The 17,342-nt window shown below is 57.4% G+C and carries 19 protein-coding genes; 7 read left to right on the top strand and 12 right to left on the bottom strand.

What is annotated here, in order from left to right; translation table 11 throughout:
- Positions 1-8 precede the first annotated feature (8 nt).
- The 5 genes from fdh3B to ACR0AW_RS00900 all read left to right on the top strand — a co-directional run bounded on the left by fdh3B (position 9) and on the right by ACR0AW_RS00900 (position 4,159).
- Positions 9-602, top strand: a complete 594-nt coding sequence (gene fdh3B, locus ACR0AW_RS00920) for a formate dehydrogenase FDH3 subunit beta (RefSeq protein WP_037307340.1) — start codon at positions 9-11, stop codon at positions 600-602.
- A 73-nt stretch (positions 603-675) separates the two neighbouring features.
- Positions 676-1,884: a formate dehydrogenase subunit gamma gene (locus ACR0AW_RS00915; RefSeq protein WP_170731934.1), complete on the top strand. Its 1,209-nt coding sequence runs from the start codon at positions 676-678 to the stop codon at positions 1,882-1,884.
- Positions 1,885-3,147: a c-type cytochrome gene (locus ACR0AW_RS00910; protein WP_170731932.1), complete on the top strand. Its 1,263-nt coding sequence runs from the start codon at positions 1,885-1,887 to the stop codon at positions 3,145-3,147.
- 13 nt (positions 3,148-3,160) lie between these two features.
- Positions 3,161-3,286, top strand: coding sequence for a hypothetical protein (locus ACR0AW_RS00905; protein WP_255612119.1), 126 nt, complete (start codon positions 3,161-3,163; stop codon positions 3,284-3,286).
- Positions 3,287-4,159: a helix-turn-helix transcriptional regulator gene (locus tag ACR0AW_RS00900; RefSeq protein ID WP_170731931.1), complete on the top strand. Its 873-nt coding sequence runs from the start codon at positions 3,287-3,289 to the stop codon at positions 4,157-4,159. It abuts the gene before it with no gap.
- A 39-nt stretch (positions 4,160-4,198) separates the two neighbouring features.
- On the opposite strand, the gene ACR0AW_RS00895 is transcribed toward ACR0AW_RS00900, so the two are convergent.
- The 10 genes from ACR0AW_RS00895 to ACR0AW_RS00850 form a co-directional block, all read right to left on the bottom strand.
- Positions 4,199-5,014, bottom strand: coding sequence for a substrate-binding domain-containing protein (locus ACR0AW_RS00895; protein WP_170731929.1), 816 nt, complete (start codon positions 5,012-5,014; stop codon positions 4,199-4,201).
- A gap of 22 nt (positions 5,015-5,036) precedes the next feature.
- A complete protein-coding gene (locus ACR0AW_RS00890) occupies positions 5,037-5,771 on the bottom strand; it encodes an ATP-binding cassette domain-containing protein (protein WP_170731927.1) in 735 nt (244 codons plus the stop codon).
- Positions 5,764-6,477, bottom strand: a complete 714-nt coding sequence (locus tag ACR0AW_RS00885) for an ABC transporter permease (protein ID WP_170626032.1) — start codon at positions 6,475-6,477, stop codon at positions 5,764-5,766. The genes ACR0AW_RS00890 and ACR0AW_RS00885 overlap by 8 nt, the downstream gene beginning before the upstream one ends.
- Positions 6,478-6,638: 161 nt before the next feature.
- Positions 6,639-7,628, bottom strand: coding sequence for an ABC transporter substrate-binding protein (locus tag ACR0AW_RS00880; protein WP_170393369.1), 990 nt, complete (start codon positions 7,626-7,628; stop codon positions 6,639-6,641).
- 59 nt (positions 7,629-7,687) lie between these two features.
- Complete coding sequence (locus tag ACR0AW_RS00875) at positions 7,688-8,533, bottom strand: ABC transporter permease (RefSeq protein ID WP_170393370.1); 846 nt, start codon at positions 8,531-8,533, stop codon at positions 7,688-7,690.
- On the bottom strand, positions 8,530-9,447 hold the full coding sequence (locus ACR0AW_RS00870; protein ID WP_170405143.1) for an ABC transporter permease: 918 nt from the start codon (positions 9,445-9,447) through the stop codon (positions 8,530-8,532). The genes ACR0AW_RS00875 and ACR0AW_RS00870 overlap by 4 nt, the downstream gene beginning before the upstream one ends.
- Entirely contained in the window at positions 9,444-9,875 is a 432-nt protein-coding gene (locus tag ACR0AW_RS00865) for a GNAT family N-acetyltransferase (protein WP_170405139.1), read from the bottom strand. The genes ACR0AW_RS00870 and ACR0AW_RS00865 overlap by 4 nt, the downstream gene beginning before the upstream one ends.
- Positions 9,875-10,672, bottom strand: a complete 798-nt coding sequence (locus ACR0AW_RS00860; protein ID WP_170731926.1) for an ABC transporter ATP-binding protein — start codon at positions 10,670-10,672, stop codon at positions 9,875-9,877. The genes ACR0AW_RS00865 and ACR0AW_RS00860 overlap by 1 nt, the downstream gene beginning before the upstream one ends.
- A gap of 55 nt (positions 10,673-10,727) precedes the next feature.
- Positions 10,728-12,182, bottom strand: coding sequence for a dihydropyrimidinase (gene hydA / locus ACR0AW_RS00855; protein ID WP_170731924.1), 1,455 nt, complete (start codon positions 12,180-12,182; stop codon positions 10,728-10,730).
- A gap of 92 nt (positions 12,183-12,274) precedes the next feature.
- On the bottom strand, positions 12,275-13,525 hold the full coding sequence (locus ACR0AW_RS00850; RefSeq protein WP_170563162.1) for a Zn-dependent hydrolase: 1,251 nt from the start codon (positions 13,523-13,525) through the stop codon (positions 12,275-12,277).
- Between the two features lie 171 nt (positions 13,526-13,696).
- Here ACR0AW_RS00850 and ACR0AW_RS00845 point away from each other — a divergent pair, with 171 nt between their 5' ends.
- On the top strand, positions 13,697-14,305 hold the full coding sequence (locus ACR0AW_RS00845) for a TetR family transcriptional regulator C-terminal domain-containing protein (protein ID WP_170393378.1): 609 nt from the start codon (positions 13,697-13,699) through the stop codon (positions 14,303-14,305).
- Between the two features lie 37 nt (positions 14,306-14,342).
- Positions 14,343-14,564 (top strand): N-(5'-phosphoribosyl)anthranilate isomerase, encoded by a 222-nt coding sequence (locus ACR0AW_RS00840; protein ID WP_480438453.1) that lies wholly within the window; start codon positions 14,343-14,345, stop codon positions 14,562-14,564.
- 50 nt (positions 14,565-14,614) lie between these two features.
- Here ACR0AW_RS00840 and preA read toward each other — a convergent pair whose 3' ends face one another.
- Entirely contained in the window at positions 14,615-15,919 is a 1,305-nt protein-coding gene (preA, locus tag ACR0AW_RS00835; protein ID WP_170731922.1) for an NAD-dependent dihydropyrimidine dehydrogenase subunit PreA, read from the bottom strand.
- Positions 15,920-15,964: 45 nt separating this feature from the next.
- Positions 15,965-17,299: an NAD(P)-dependent oxidoreductase gene (locus tag ACR0AW_RS00830; RefSeq protein WP_170731921.1), complete on the bottom strand. Its 1,335-nt coding sequence runs from the start codon at positions 17,297-17,299 to the stop codon at positions 15,965-15,967.
- Positions 17,300-17,342: the final 43 nt, after the last annotated feature.

Below are 17,342 nucleotides of genomic sequence, written 5' to 3'. Positions count from 1 at the left end.
GGACGATAATGGCTAGAGCAAAGTTTCTCTGCGACGCTGAACGCTGCATCGAGTGTAATGCCTGCGTAACCGCGTGTAAGAACGAGCACGAGGTGCCGTGGGGCATCAACCGCCGCAGGGTGGTGACGATCAATGACGGCAATCCGGGTGAACGCTCGATCTCGGTGGCCTGTATGCATTGTTCGGATGCGCCCTGCATGGCGGTGTGCCCGGTCGACTGCTTCTATCAGAACGAAGAAGGGGTCGTCCTGCACTCCAAGGACCTGTGCATTGGCTGCGGCTATTGCTTCTATGCGTGCCCCTTCGGCGCGCCGCAATACCCGCAGGCGGGCAACTTCGGATCGCGAGGCAAGATGGACAAATGTACCTTCTGTGCTGGCGGCCCCGAGGAAACGCACTCGACCGCAGAGTTCGCCAAATACGGACGCAACCGGATCGCAGAGGGCAAATTGCCCATCTGCGCCGAGATGTGTTCTACCAAGGCCCTGCTCGCCGGCGATGGCGACGTGGTCTCGGCTATTTACCGAGAGCGTGTCGTCGCGCGCGGATTTGGTTCGGGCGCTTGGGGTTGGGGCACGGCCTACGATCAGAAAGACGGCTGACCCCGTCTACCAAAGCAAAACGGATGACCCGCAGATGTGGGTCATCCTGCATTGGATTTTTATTGAGGTTCCGATGTTGCGCTTATTCATCGCTTTCCTGCTTTCGCTAACGCTGACCCAAGTTGCGGGCGCTCAAACCAGTGAGGGGGCCGCCCCTGCGGATTCGACCGACCGGTCTACAACCGGCGGCGCGACCACGCTTGAGGACATTCTGGCCCGCCAGCGTGGCGAGAAGGTCGACAACAGCTACAGGTCTGAAAACACCGGTCAGGGCAATGTTGAAGGCCTGCTGGGACAGTTCGGCACCCGCGGTGTTGCCTCTGACAGTGACGTCTACCGCGCGCTGCGTTACGGATCTGCGGACGTCACCGTTTCATCCCAGGGACCTGCGGACAGCGTGCTGATTCAAGACGGCGGCATGTGGTGGTTGAACTTCCGAACTGGCCCGTTGCGTGATTATGGAACCTACATTCTGGGCGGAATGCTTGCGATCATTGTGCTTTTCTTTCTGATCCGAGGAAAAATCCGCATCGACGGAGAAAAAACCGGCCGCACGGTCCTTCGTTTCAATAGTTTCGAACGTTTCGGTCACTGGCTCTTTGCCGGGTCGTTCCTTGTGCTCGGCATCACAGGCCTGCTGACCCTTTATGGCCGCGATTTCTTGATCCCGGTCTTTGGCAAAGAAGGGTTCGCCACTATCGCGCAAGGGTGCAAGTGGCTTCACAACAACCTCGCTTGGGCCTTCATGTTGGGTCTGATAATCATCACCATAAACTGGATTGCCCATAACATCCCCAACAAGACCGACCTGAAATGGTTGGCCGCCGGAGGGGGCTTGTTCACCAAAGACAGCCATCCACCAGCCAAGAAATTCAATGCGGGTCAAAAGATAATCTTCTGGGCTTGCATTCTACTGGGTGTCTCTATCAGCCTGTCAGGCCTGTCGCTGCTATTCCCGTTCGAGCTGCCGATGTTCGCCAAAACCTTCTCAATCGCCAATTCGACAGGTATTCCGCAGGCGTTGGGTCTGAACCTGCCAGTGCAGATGTCACCGCAGGAAGAGATGCAATATGCCCAAGTTTGGCATGTCATGGTCGCCTACGTGTTCATCGCCATCATCATCGCCCATATCTACCTTGGCTCGGTGGGCATGGAGGGTGCGTTTGACGCCATGGGCACCGGTGAAGTCGAAGAACAATGGGCACGCGAGCACCACTCGCTGTGGCTGGAAGAGGTGCAAGAAAAAGAGGCCGGCAAGGCAGCGGCCTCACCTGCAGAATAGATGCGCTGGCTCGCTCTTGCGCTTGTTTTGACCCCCCTGCCCGCCTGGTCCGAGTTTTTCACGCTCAAAGGCCATGGCGGGCCGATCATGGGGATCGCTTCGGCGCCGGATGGGCGTATCGCAACGGCCAGTTTCGACAATTCGGTCGGTCTGTGGACCGGACAGACACCGGAATGGCTGGAGGGGCACGAAGCGGCAGTGAACTCGGTCGTTTTCAATGGCACTGCAATCTATTCTGCCGGGGATGACTTCACCCTCCGCCGCTGGCCCGGCGGGGATGTAGTCGGGCAGCACAAAGGCAAGATTATCGGCATTGCAGCGTCGAAAACTCATATCGCGACGGCCAGCTGGGATGGCACCATCGGCCTGTGGCCGGTGGACGGGTCCGAGCCGACCCTGCTTGGGCCAATCGGCAGCGGGGTGAATGCAGTTGTTTTTACGCCGGACGGAAAGCAGCTTTATTCGGCAGGTGTCGACGGAGCGTTGCGTATCTGGGATGTCGCCAGCGGTCAGGAAACAAATCGCTTGATCGAGCATGGTTTTGGCATCAATGAATTGGTCCTGAACGCACAAGACAACTGGATCGCCTACGGTACCGTCGATGGAGTGACACGCATCCTGAGCCTCACCACCGAAGAAGAACATGACTTTACGTTGGATCGGCGCCCGATCCTCGCCATGGCATTGAGCCCCGATCGCAAGCTGTTGGCTGTCGGTGATGGTGAGGGCTTTATAATGGTCATCGACACGGCTGAATGGCGCATTGCACAAGATTTCCGCGCCACCCTGCGCGGTCCGGTTTGGGCGCTCGCTTTTTCTGCCGATGGTCAAAACCTTCACGCAGGCGGCATTGATGAGGCAATGTACAGCTGGCCCGTTTCAGCACTGGGCGATCGCGAACAGATGGCCGCTGCCGAACCCAGCTTTCTGAAAGACCCAAGCGAGATGGGCAACGGAGAACGGCAATTTGCGCGCAAATGTTCGATCTGTCACAGCCTGACGCCGGATGGGGGTCGACGTGCAGGCCCTACCTTGCACGACATCTTTGGGCGGAAAGCGGGCACATCGCCCGGTTATTTGTACTCGGATACGCTGCAAGACTCTGATATTATTTGGAATGAAGAGACAATAAATGCTCTTTTCGACGAAGGCCCGGACCACTACATTCCGGGGTCAAAGATGCCAATGCAGCGGATCACGCAAGCACAGGACCGGTTAGATCTGGTCGCGTTCCTGCGCAGCGCCACCGCACCGCAGGATTGAGCCGGAGGAGAACATGAAAGCCTTTCTGACCGCCGTCGCCGCGATGGTCGTGATCACTGTCGCCGCTCCTTACACGCTGGATCAATTCGGTTTCAGCGCCGCCGACAAGACGTCCGGTTCGGCTGTACGCCTCGACTGAATGCCGCAATACCTGACCACCCGCGAATTGGCGGATCTGCTGCGCATTGGTGAGCGGAAGGCCTATGATCTGGCATCCTCGGGCGAAATCCCCTGTGTACGCGCCATGGGCAAGCTGTTGTTCCCAAAAGCCGAGATCATAGCGTGGCTCAACGCCTCACGCTCTGGCCCCGATGTCGTCGAACCACCCCTGCCGCCGATCGTGGCAGGTAGCCACGATCCCCTGCTGGACTGGGCTTTGCGGGAAAGCGGCTCTGGGCTTGCGACTTACTATGATGGGTCTTTCGACGGGCTGAATCGTCTTGCGGAGCGCAGCGCACAGGCGGCGGCCTTGCATATCCACGAACCGGAAGGCTTCAACACTCAGACCCTGCGCGACACGATTGGCGAAGCACCTGTGATCCTCTACCAGATTGCCAACCGGCAGCGCGGCTTGTTGCTGGCACCCGGCACTTCGGACATCTCGGGGTTTCAGGATCTGAAAGGCAGACGGATCATTCTGCGGCAAGACAGCGCCGCCAGCCAGCGTCTGTTCGATGCACTGCTCGACGCCCACGGTCTGGATCGTGATGATCTGAATACACTGCCTGTTTGCGCCCGCACAGAAGAAGAGCTGGCCACCGCCCTGCGTGACGGCAAGGCAGAGGTTGGTTTTGGCCTCGGTGCACTGGCGCGCCCGTACAGGCTAAGTTTTGTGCCCACCCATTCCGAGCGTCTGGACCTTGCAATCTGGCGCCGCGCCTTCTTCGAGGTCCCCATGCAGACGCTGACCCAGTTTGTGAAATCCGAGCGTTTTACCGAACGCGCTGATGAACTAGGCGGCTATGACCTCGCAAATCTGGGTCGGATCCACCACAACGGCGCCAGTGGTTGATCTGTCGTCTATTCGCGGTTGCGCTAACCCAAGTCAAACTTACTGTGCGTTTGGAAAAAACAACTGCTCACCATCCAGCGTGTAAGACGCAATCGCCGCCTGTCCATCAGGGCCGATAAGCCAATCGATAAACCTTTGCCCGGCAGCGGCGCGAACGCCGGAGTGCTTTTCAGGGTTCACGAGGATTACACCATATTGGTTAAACAGGCGCGGATCGCCCTCGACCAAGACCTCCAGATTGCCCCGGTTTCCGAAGGATAACCAGGTTGCCCGGTCGGTCAGAGCATACGCGTCCATGCCGCTGGCCACGTTCAGCGTTGCCCCCATCCCCGATCCGGTCTCGCGATACCAAGTCCCCGACGCCGCCGTCGGGTCAACGCCTGTCGCCTCCCAATAGCGCATCTCGGCTTTGTGGGTCCCGCTGTCATCCCCGCGCGAGGCAAAGGGTACCTTCGTTTCGGCCACAGCTGTCAAAGCGGTTGTAATGTCGTTGCCGCCGGCAATTCCGGCCGGATCAGATTTTGGGCCAACCAATACAAAATCATTGTACATGACATCGAACCGTTCGACACCCCAACCGTCTGCTACAAACTGCTCTTCAGCGGGCTTGGAGTGAACCAGAAGAACATCGCCATCACCGTTGATTGCGTTCCGGATCGCCTGACCGGTCCCGACGGCCACAACCCGTACATCGATACCGGTTTCGGCCTCGAACCCCGGCAGGATATAGTCCAGCAGACCCGAATTCTGCGTCGAGGTCGTTGATTGCACAACGATAAAGGGTTCTTCGGCCAAGCCTGCGCCTGCGGTCAGCCCAAGCGCGACAATTGATGCCCGAACGAAATCAGGGATCATTCGAAGTCTCCATCTCTGTTCATCAGGTTACCAGACCGCCAGCCAGATACCGGCGCGACTCGTTGCTTTTGGGGGCTTCCAGAACCTGCTGCGCCCTTCCGTGTTCCACCACACGCCCTGCCTGCATCATCACGATGTCAGATGCCAGGCGCCGCGCCTGCCCGATGTCATGCGTCACCATCACGATGCGCACACCCCGGGCCGAGGCGCGCAAGACCATCCGTTCGATCATCTGCATAGCACTTGGATCCAATGCGCTGGTGGGTTCGTCCAGGAACAAGGTCTTGGGGTCTAAGGCCAACGCGCGCAGGATCGCCAACCTTTGCGCCTCGCCACCAGACAGCGAACGCGCGGATTGACGTGCTTTACCATCCAGTCCTCCTTCGGCCAGCAAAGCTTCGATACGATGCCTGCGCAAGGCACGGGGCATCGATTTCCGCTTTAGCACAAAGTCCAGATTGGCCGCGACCGAGCGGCGCAGCAGCACGGGGCTTTGAAACACCATCGCCTGCCGCGCTTTGTGGGCTGCATTCAACACAACACCGTCCTGACAGACACGCCCGCTGTCGGGTTGAATCAGACCATGCAGACAACGCAGCAACAGACTTTTGCCAGCGCCGTTTGGACCCAAGATCATGGTCGGACCCGGGCCATCCAGGCACAAATGCGGGACATCGAGCAGCACCTTGCCTTCGCGTGCAATGTGCACCCCTTGGACCTCTAACATACCCGGCGCCTCGGTCACGACATCACGCATGGCGCAGCCCTTCCCGCTCGGCCCGCAGGGTCAACGCGCTGACCATCGCGTTTACCGCCACGGCCAAACCGATCAGGATCACACCCAAGGCCAGCGCCAGCGCCAAGTTCCCCTTCGAAGTCTCAAGCGCAATCGTGGTCGTCATCACGCGCGTCACGTGATTGATATTGCCGCCGACGATGATCACTGCGCCTACCTCGGCGATTGCCCGGCCAAACCCGGCCAGTAATGCGGTGACCAGAGCCAAACGCGCGTCCCACAACAGCACCGGGATCGAAGCCAACCGCGATACGCCGAGCGAGCGAAGCTGTTCAGAATACTCTTCGGCCAGCATCTCGACTACCTGCCGGGTAAGTGCGGCCATGATCGGCGTCACCAGCACCACCTGCGCTATGACCATTGCGGTAGGAGTGTAGAGAAGTTCCAGCACCCCCAGAGGACCGGATCGGGACAACATCAGGTAGACCAGCAAACCGACGACGACTGGTGGGAACCCCATCAGAGCGTTCACAAGGATAATCAGCGCCCGCCGTCCCGGAAACCGCGCGACGGCCAAAGCTGCCCCAATAGGCATCCCGATGACCGCCGAAATCAGAACAGCAAAGATCGAAACCCGCAGCGACAACAACACAATTGCCCACAGCTCTGCATCCCCTTCGAGGATCAGCGAGAGCGCCTGAGTGAATTCTGATGCAAATCCCTGCATTTTCTACCATTCATGCCGTATGCTGTGACAAAATGCTATGAATTACAGGGAAATACTAAAGGTTCTGGCCAGCAAGTACAGGCACAAATTCGACATTCAAAACTAAGAACGCGGCCCCGTCAGGGCCGCGTTTGATTGGCACGTCTTTTGCTGTAGCTGGTTCAGTTCAGCGCAGCGTCGGTGATCTGATGTGTCCATGCCCCTTCAGGCTTTTTGGTGATAACCGGATCAGATCCACCCGCCAGCAGGGTATCAACCGTGCGGTCGAAATCGGCTGGATCCAGCGCCCCGTTCGACCCTGCGGTCAGCTTGGCAATCTCGCCCATCATTCGCTTTTGATGCTCCTCGGTCTGGGCACCGGTTGCATCGTTTTCGAGAACGATCTCGGCGGCTTCATCCGGGTTCTCTTCGGCGTATTTCCAACCCTTCATCGAGGCACGGACAAACCGTTCCATCTTGTCGGTGAAGGCCGCATCGCTCAAATTTTCTTCAAGCACATATAGACCATCCTCAAGCGTGGCGACGCCCTGATCTTCGTATTTGAAGGTTACCAGTTCTTCAGGCGTGACACCGGCATCAATGACCTGCCAATACTCATTGTAGGTCATGGTGCTGATGCAATCGGCCTGACGCTGCAGCAGCGGGTCGACGTTAAAGCCTTGTTTCAGCACTTCGACACCGCTGTCGCTTTTGCCATCGGTGCCGATTCCCAGCTGACTCATCCAACTCATGAACGGGAATTCGTTGCCGAAGAACCAGACTCCCAGCGTGCGATTTTTGAGATCTTCGGGCGAGGCAATCCCCGCATCTTTCCAGCAGGTCAGCATCATGCCCGAGCTCTTGAAAGGCTGCGCGATGTTCACCAGAGGCAGACCCTTTTCGCGCGCAGCAAGTGCAGCCGGCATCCATTCCACCGTAACGTCTGCTCCACCACCTGCGATCACCTGTGTGGGCGCAATATCAGGACCACCGGGCAGAATGGTGACGTCCAGCCCCTCTTCTTCGTAGAACCCTTTGTCTTTTGCCACATAATAGCCCGCAAACTGCGCTTGCGTGACCCACTTCAATTGCAGTGTCACCTCATCCGCAGCAAGTGTCGCACTGGCTGCCAGGCTAAAGGCCGCAACCGCCCCACTGAGTAGCTTCTTCATCTTCATATCTCCTAGTTGCTTATGTTTGCCCCGTTTATGGGGTCTGTTGAGTTATTCCTTTATCCTCGCTGCGACGGATGCCAGAAGGTCACCGCCTTTTCGATCATCGCCACTACGCCATAGAAGGCCGTCCCCGCCAGCGCGGCCACTACAATCTCGGCCCACACCATATCCAGCGACAATTGCCCGACGCTGGTCGATATCCGAAAGCCCATGCCCAATGTGGGGGAGCCAAAGAACTCAGCCACGATAGCGCCGATCAGCGCCAGAGTGGTAGAAATCTTGAGCCCGTTGAAAATAAACGGCATCGCGGCGGGGAGGCGAAGTTTCAGGAAGCTCTGCCAATAGGTGGCGGCATAGGTCTCCATCAGATCGCGCTGCATCGTTGTGGCTTCGCGCAGCCCTGCCACCGTGTTCACCAGCATCGGGAAGAACACCATCACTACGACGACCGCCGCCTTGGAATGCCAGTCGAACCCGAACCACATCACTAAAATGGGTGCGGTGCCCACGATAGGCAGCGCTGCAACAAAGTTGCCGACGGGAAGAAGCCCGAGGCGCAGGAAATCCCATCTATCCACGGCAATTGCCATGAGAAAGGCCGAACCGCAGCCGATGATGTAGCCGCTGAGTGCTCCCTTGATGATCGTTTGAACAAAGTCAGCCCAAAGTGTTGGCAAACTGTCCCAGAAACGGTCCCAGATGACTGATGGCGCGGGCAGAATGACCAAGGGCACTTCTAGTCCACGCACCACCAGTTCCCAGATGCCAATCACGGTCAGACCGAAGATCAGGGGCGCAAGAAACCGCACCATCCGTGTGTCAGAATAGGGTCCGCTGGCCAGACGGCTGTTCAACCACCAACCCAATAACCAGACAGCGATTGCACCAACAATAGGTATCATTGTGCCATCCCCATTCGTTTCAGGACGGTCCGCTCGATCAGCCCCAGCAACCCGACGAGACAGGCGGCGAGAATGGCCGCAGCAAACAGCGCCGACCAGATCTGTACCGTCTGGCCATAGTAGCTACCGGCCAGCAGCCGTGCACCCAACCCGGCAACAGCCCCGGTCGGCAGTTCTCCAACAATGGCCCCGACCAGCGAAGCAGCGACGCCAATTTTCAGCGATGTAAACAGATAGGGCATCGAGGCCGGCAGCCGCAGTTTCCAAAACCCCTGCGAACGGCTGGCATTGTAGGTTCGCAGCAAATCCAACTGCATAGCATCCGGGCTGCGCAGCCCTTTTACCATGCCTACGACGACGGGGAAGAAACTCAGATACGCCGAAATGATCGCCTTAGGAATGATCCCCTGAACCCCAACAGAATACAGAACAACGATGATCATCGGAGCCAGCGCAATGATAGGAATGGTCTGGCTGACGATCGCCCAGGGCATCACCGACAGATCCATCACCCGACTGTGCACGATCCCGACCGCCAGCAGGATGCCCAACCCGGTTCCGATAGCAAAACCCAGCATCGTAGCGCTCAGCGTGACCCAGCCATGATAAATCAGAGAGCGTTTCGAGGTGATTTTTTTCTCAATCGTGGTTTCCCACAACTCAATCCCAACTTGATGGGGTGCAGGCAGGCGGGGGCGGTCCTGCTCCCATGTGGCTGGGATTGCAAACGCGTTGTTCAAAGCCAGACCGATCTCCCCCATGTCCCGGCGATCCTTGGCTGAAGGTGGTTGGACTTCAGCACCCGCGCGCTCCTGTTCGGTCAGAACCCCTTTGATATTCATAGGAATACAGGCCGCGTACCAGACAACGACAATGGCGGCGATCACGGTGAGGACTGCAATGATCTGCTTCATGCGTGCCACTCCATCCGAATGACAGGCACTGTGTCAGGTGGCACCGGAGGCTCTCTTCCCGTCTCAACAAAGCCCTCGCGCCGATAAAACCGTTGCGCGTCGACATTTGGCACATGTGTGGTCAGCCAAAGATGGTCGCGCCCCTCCTTCGCCTTATCCAGCAATTGCTTGCCGATGCCCTGCCCAGTGCGCAAACAATACAGCGCACCAACCTTATGTTCGACCGGATCGACAGACATATAGCAATCAATCGGATCACCTGCGATCCAGATGTCCCTATTCGGAAACGCCTCAAGGATCAGATCCGCCAGCTTTTCTTCTGGCAATTCCTCGGGTATCCAATCGGTCTGGGCGGCCCAGGTCGCGATAATACGCGCGCAATCCCCCACATCTTCGCGGGATGCCCGTCTGATGCCTTTACCCGCCATCACACTTCATCCCCATGACCCGCTCGCAATCCTTCTCGCACTCGGTGGGCGACTTCGATAAACTCGGGCGTGTCACGGATATCCAGAGGCCGCTCTTTCGGCAGAGGGCTATCGATCACATCCGTGATCCGGCCAGGCCGAGGGCTCATCACCACGATCTTGGTGCTGAGATACACCGCTTCGGGGATCGAATGTGTCACGAAACCAATGGTCTTCTCGGTGCGCGCCCATAATGCCAGAAGCTGTTCGTTCAGATGGTCGCGCACGATCTCATCAAGCGCACCGAACGGTTCGTCCATCAGCAGTATATCCGCATCAAATGCCAAGGCCCGCGCAATACTGGCCCGCTGTTGCATCCCGCCCGAGAGCTGCCAGGGGAACTTACCGCCAAATCCATCAAGATCAACAAGTTCCAGAACCTTTCTAACGCGTTCCTCCTGCTCGGCAGAGGAATAGCCCATGATCTCAAGCGGCAGCTTGATGTTCTTTGCAATGGTCCGCCACGGGTAGAGCCCAGCCGCCTGAAACACATACCCATAAGCGCGCTTTCGCCGTGCTTCGTCAGGCGTCATGCCATTCACGGTCAGGGTCCCGCCGGTCGGTGTTTCCAGCGCTGCGATACAGCGCAGGAACGTCGTCTTGCCGCAGCCCGAGGGGCCGATAAAACTAACGAACTCCCCCTTGCCAATCGACAAGTTCACATCTTTCAGCGCATGAATAGGCCCATCATTCGTCTGAAATGTAAGATCCAGCTGCCTTGCCTCAATAACGGGCTGAGTAGTATTTTCTGTATTCATTCCATTGCCTTGAAGAAGCTCAGACCCGGGTCGCCGGAAAGGCGACCCAAGGGGTTTATACACCCGTTGCCGGTATACCTGTCCGCTCAACAGGCCGGGGCGCTGTCAACTCTTTCCAGGTGCTTAGCGCCTTGTTCACATGGGTATTGGCCTCACGCGCCACGAACTTCCCGTGCCCTTCCTGAGTCTGAATCTCGCCATCATGTACGGCCACCGCGCCGCGGGTCAGCGTAAACCGAGGCAGCCCTCGCACCTCTTTGCCCTCGAAGACATTGTAGTCGATGGAGGATTGTTGTGTCTCGGCCGTGATTACCTTGGCCTTGTCCGGGTCCCAAACCACCAAATCTGCATCAGCACCCACAAGAACTGCACCTTTTTTCGGGTAACAATTCAATATCTTGGCAATGTTGGTTGAAGTCACAGCCACAAACTCGTTCGGTGTCAATCGCCCGGTATTCACCCCATGGGTCCACAGCATCGGCATCCGGTCCTCCAACCCGCCGGTGCCGTTCGGGATCTTGGTGAAATCCCCAACGCCATAGCGTTTCTGCTCGGTCGTAAAGGCACAGTGATCCGTGGCCACCACATTCAGTGTTCCGGACTGCAAACCGTTCCACAAGCTATCCTGATGCTGTTTGTTCCGGAACGGAGGGCTCATGACCCGACGTGCCGCGTGCTCCCAATCGTGGTGGAAGTATTCACTCTCATCCAATGTCAGGTGTTGGATCAAAGGTTCGCCCCAAACCCGCTTGCCCTGCATCTTGGCACGCCGGATGGCCTCGTGCGCCTCCTCACAGGAAGTATGCACCACATAGAGCGGCACACCCGCCATATCTGCAATCATGATCGCCCGGTTGGTTGCCTCACCTTCCACCTGCGGTGGGCGGGAATAAGCATGTGCCTCCGGTCCAGTATTGCCTTCGGCGAGCAGTTTCGCGCTCAGCTCAGCAACCACATCGCCGTTCTCGGCATGCACCATCGCAGTGCCGCCCAGCTCGGCCAAACGCTTGAACGAGGCAAAAAGCTCATCGTCGTTCACCATCAGTGCGCCTTTATAGGCCATGAAATGCTTGAACGTGTTGATGCCGCGCGTCTCGATGACGGTTTTGATGTCATCAAACACCTGCTCGCCCCACCAGGTCACCGCCATATGGAACGAATAATCACAGTTCGCGCGCGTTGACTTGTTGTCCCAACGCTTCAGGGCGTCCAACAGGCTTTCGCCCGGATTAGGCAACGCGAAATCCACAACCATCGTGGTCCCGCCTGCCAGCGCTGCGCGCGTGCCGCTTTCGAAATCATCGCTGGAATAGGTTCCCATAAACGGCATTTCCAGATGCGTGTGCGGGTCGATCCCTCCGGGCATGACATAACAGCCCGATGCATCAAGTTCCTTTTCACCTCGCAGGTCCGGCCCAATCTCAGTAATCACACCACCTTCGACCTTTACATCCGCCTTATAGGTCAGATCAGCGGTCACAACGGTTCCGTTCTTGATTACAGTGCTCATGTTAAACTCCCTGATGCGGTCTGCGCCGCTTGCTTCATCTGGCTAAAAATACCCCGGGGGAGCCGCCCATCGGGCGACGGGGGCAGAGCCCCCTATTCCACGATCCCAGCCGTCTCGACGACCGCATGCAACAGAACATCCGCCCCGGCTGCAGCCCAATCCTTGCTGATCTCCTCAGCTTCATTATGGCTCAACCCATCAACGCATGGGCACATCACCATCGCCGTTGGCGCTACCCGGTTGATCCAGCAGGCATCATGCCCGGCGCCCGAGATGATATCCGTATGCGAATACCCCAACCGCTCAGCCGCATCGCGCACCGCCGCCACGCAACCCTCATCAAACTTCACTGGATCAAAACCGCCCACTTTCTCGAATTCGATCTGCAGCCCCATCTCTTCGACGATGTCTTCAGCTGCGACCCGCAGACGGTTCTCCATATCAGTGATCACGTCCAACTCGGGCGAGCGAAAATCGACCGTGAACACTGCCTTTCCAGGGATCACATTGCGTGAGTTCGGATAGACATCGATATGCCCCGCCGCACCCACGGCATGAGGTGCATGCGACCATGCAATCTCGTCCACTTTCTCAAGAATACGCGCCATCGCCAGCCCGGCATTCTTGCGCATCGGCATCGGTGTAGACCCAGTATGCGCATCCTTGCCGGTCACGGTAACCTGGGTCCAGCTCAAACCCTGACCATGGGTTACAACGCCAATATCCTTACCCTCAGCTTCCAGAATCGGGCCCTGTTCAATGTGCAACTCAAAGAAAGCGTGCATCTTGCGCGCACCAACCTCTTCATCGCCGCGCCAACCGATGCGGTTCAATTCATCTCCGAACTTCTTTCCTTCGGCATCCTCACGTGCATAAGCCCAGTCCTGAGTGTGCATTCCGGCAAACACCCCCGAAGACAACATCGCCGGGGCATATCGCGTCCCTTCTTCGTTGGTCCAATTGGTGGCCACAATAGGGTGCTTGGTCTTGATGCCTAGGTCATTCAGCGTGCGAATGATCTCCAGCCCACCAAGCACGCCAAGAACGCCATCATACTTGCCACCTGTGGGCTGCGTATCCAAATGCGACCCTACATAAACCGGCAGTGCCTCGGGGTCCGCTCCCTCTCGTCGGGCAAACATGTTGCCCATCTGGTCCAACCCCATCGAGCAACCGGCATCCTCGCACCATTTCTGAAACAGCGCGCGCCCTTCGGCGTCCTCGTCCGTTAGCGTCTGACGGTTGTTGCCACCCGCGACGCCTGGGCCGATCTTGGCCATCTCCATCAGGCTGTCCCATAACCTGTCGCCATTGATCCTGAGATTCTGCGCCGGAGCTGCCATCATGTTCTTCCCTGTTGCTTGCGATTTGGCTCGCTTTTGGTGTCTTGATTTGACCATCTGGTCAAACTCACGCTATCACGGGTTCGACATCAGTCAAGAAATTGCAGTGGCCTGCCGGAATTTTCGACATAATTGACGCCCAACTGGCCGAAAAAAGGACAACAGGTGAACATGCCCAAAGACCGCGCCCCAACCCGGATTCAGCAAAAGAACCGAGCAGCGATTCTCGAGGCGGCCCTGAATGTGTTCTCAGCCCACGGTTTTCGCGGCGCAACCGTCGACCAAATTGCAGCTGAGGCGGGGCTGAGCAAGCCCAACCTGCTCTATTATTTTCCATCGAAAGAAGCGATCCATACAGCCCTGTTGTCGGGACTGCTTGAAGTCTGGCTCGCTCCCCTGCACGCGTTGAATGAGGATGGCGACCCGCTGGAAGAAATACTGTCTTATATCCAACGCAAGCTTGAGATGAGCCGCGACCTGCCTCGCGAGAGCCGCCTCTTTGCCAATGAGCTTGTTCAGGGCGCGCCGCGCATTCATGAAGCTTTGTCCAGCGATCTCAAAAAACTGGTCGATGAAAAAACCACGATTCTGACAAGCTGGATGGCTCAGGGCAAAATTGCACGAGTCCATCCCTATCATCTGATTTTCTCGATCTGGGCACTGACACAGCATTATGCGGATTTCGATGTTCAAGTCCGGGCAATTCTTGGGGAAGAAGACCCTTTCGAAGGCGCGGTTCCGTTCGTGGAAACGCTCTATCGAAAACTGCTTACACCTTAAGAGACGCTTAACCCTATTGAGAAAAGCTCGGAGCATGATGACGTATCGCTCAGATCCCGAGCCTTGGATCACCCAGCTTTTCTCGTCCCGATCTGCTCGAACGGGAGCTGTTGTGCGACGCTTGGTTGCTTGGGTCGAACGCGAGGTTGGTCACGCGGCTTTTCAGGCTGAAGTGAAACGGCGCGGATACCATTTGATCCGCACCGCCAATCAATATGTCATCATCTGCCACAACGGACCCATCGACATTCTGTTCTGAGAAAATTCGCCGAATTTTCTCCGCCAAGATTTTTGACGAAATATCTCTGACTACTCCGCCGCTTTCGCCATGGGGTTGTTGGGGTGTGTCGTCCAATTGGCATATTCAGGATCAACGACCTTGCCTGTGCGCGGATCAACCGCTCCGGCGGCCATCGGCTCCATGGAAATACACCCCTCTACAGGGCACACATCCACGCAAAGATTGCAGGCCACGCATTCCTCGTCGATAACTTCGAACACCCGATCCTCCGACATCGAAATCGCCTGATGGCTGGTGTCTTCACAGGCTGCAAAACAGCGACCGCATTTGATGCACTGATCCTGATCGATCTTCGCTTTGGCGATGTAGTTGAGGTTCAGATATTGCCAATCCGTCACATTGGGCACTGCGCGTCCGATCACTTCGTCGATATTGGCATAGCCTTTCTCATCCATCCATTCCGACAAGCCAGCCGTCAATTCATCGATGATTTTGAACCCGTAGGTCATCGCTGCAGTGCAGACCTGAACATTGCCGCAACCCAGCGAGATAAACTCTGCTGCATCGCGCCAAGTGGTGACGCCACCGATGCCTGAGATCGGCAGCCCATGCGTGGCTTCGGCCCGCGCAATCTCGGACACCATCGACAACGCGATTGGTTTCACCGCCGGTCCGCAGTAGCCACCATGGCTGCCTTTACCGTCAATCGAGGGTTCGGGGCTGAACGTATCCAGATTGACGCTGGTGATCGAGTTAATCGTATTGATCAGCGATACAGCATCCGCACCGCCATTCTTGGCTGCCGCTGCCGGTTTGCGGATATCCGTAATGTTCGGCGTTAGCTTCACGATAACTGGGCGGTCGTAATACTGTTTGCACCAACGGGTCACCATTTCGATGTATTCCGGCACCTGCCCGACGGCAGACCCCATACCCCGTTCACTCATCCCGTGCGGACAGCCAAAATTCAGCTCGATCCCGTCCGCACCGGTTTCAGCAACACGCGGCAGAATGGCCTTCCAAGCAGCCTCCTCACAGGGCACCATGATCGAGGCGATCAGGGCGCGATCTGGATAATCCGCCTTTACGCGGGCCATTTCCTCAAGGTTCACCTCAAGCGGCCGATCTGTGATCAGTTCGATGTTGTTGAGTCCCAACAACCGGCGGTCCGCGCCATAAATCGCGCCATAGCGTGGGCCGTTCACATTCACGACCGGAGGCCCCTCGGCCCCCAAGGTCTTCCACACTACGCCGCCCCATCCGGCCTCGAAGGCGCGGCGAACATTGTACTCCTTATCCGTCGGTGGCGCGGAGGCCAGCCAATACGGGTTCGGGCTAGATATTCCAAGAAAGTTTGATGTTAAATCAGCCATTTATCCGGCCTCCCTGATGCAGCTCTGCATCTTTGTCTTTGAGTTTCACGCGCTCAGAGCAGCGTGGATATCCATCGCGGCATCGCGACCTTCGGCTACGGCGGTCACGGTCAGGTCTTCGCCTCCTGCCGCACAGTCTCCGCCAGCCCACACACCGGTCATTGAAGTGCGTCCCGCCCCGGTCACGGCAATCTTATTGCCATCCAGCGTTAGGCCTTCCGGCGCACCGTCAAGCGTCTGACCGATGGCCTTAAGAATCTGATCGGCCGGCACACGGACAGATTCACCCGTTCCGGTCAGTCGACCATCATGGCTCGCAGTATACTCCAATTCGATCTCTGCTGCGGCACCATTTCCGTGAATAGCCACCGGCTGAACATTGCAGAGAATCCGAACACCATGCGACGCCGCCAAATCCTGTTCGTACCGGCTTGCACCCATCGCGTCGCGACCTCGGCGATAGGCGATGGTGACGTGCTCAGCGCCTAGCAGTTTCGATTTCACTGCCGCATCTACGGCAGTCATACCACCGCCAATCACAACGACATTGCGACCCACAGGTAGATCAACCAGATCGCTGGCCTGTCGCACATCCGAGATAAAGTCGACCGCCGGGCGCACCCCGTCTTTATCGACCCCATCAGCCCGCAGTGCGTTCACCCCCGCAAGTCCTATTGACAGGAAAACAGCGTCATAGTTCTCCTGCAACCCTTCCAGAGAAATCGTCTCTCCCAGAATCGAACCGGTCTCGATCGCGATCCCGCCTATTTTAAGCAGCCAATCGACCTCGGCCTGTGCAAAATCATTGGTAGATTTATACGCCGCAATCCCGTATTCGTTCAGACCGCCTGGCTTGGGCTTGCCTTCGTGGATCACCACATCGTGCCCCTGCATCGCCAGACGATGCGCACAGGCCAGACCGGCGGGCCCTGCCCCAACTACGGCAATTGTCTTGCCGGTTGATGCGGCGCGCTCGAACGGATGCGCACCCGAGGCCATCACATCATCGGTTGCATAACGCTGCAGGCGTCCGATCTCGACCGGCTTGCCTTCGGCCGTCTCACGCACGCAAGCCTCTTCACACAAAGTTTCGGTCGGACAAACCCGGGCACACATGCCGCCCAGAATGTTCTGCTCCAGAATGGTCTGCCCTGCCGCCTGCGGTTGCCCGGCCTGAATCTGGCGAATGAACAACGGAATATCGATATCCGTCGGACAGGCCGTCACACATGGCGCGTCATAGCAGAAATAGCATCGATCGGCGGCCACGGCGGCCTCGTGCGGGGCCAGTGGCGGATGCAGATCGGTGAAATTCGAGGTCAGCTCATCGCTGGAAAGCCGCCCGGAGACGATCCCGGGTGCCATCTGGCCCTGTGCCATCACTCTACTCCCTGTAGATATGTTTGTTATGGACCCCAGCTTG

It is taken from the genome of Ruegeria sp. C5 (assembly GCF_056537605.1).
Note: the sequence above shows the minus strand (reverse complement) of the source record. Positions and strands in the feature narration are given on the sequence as shown.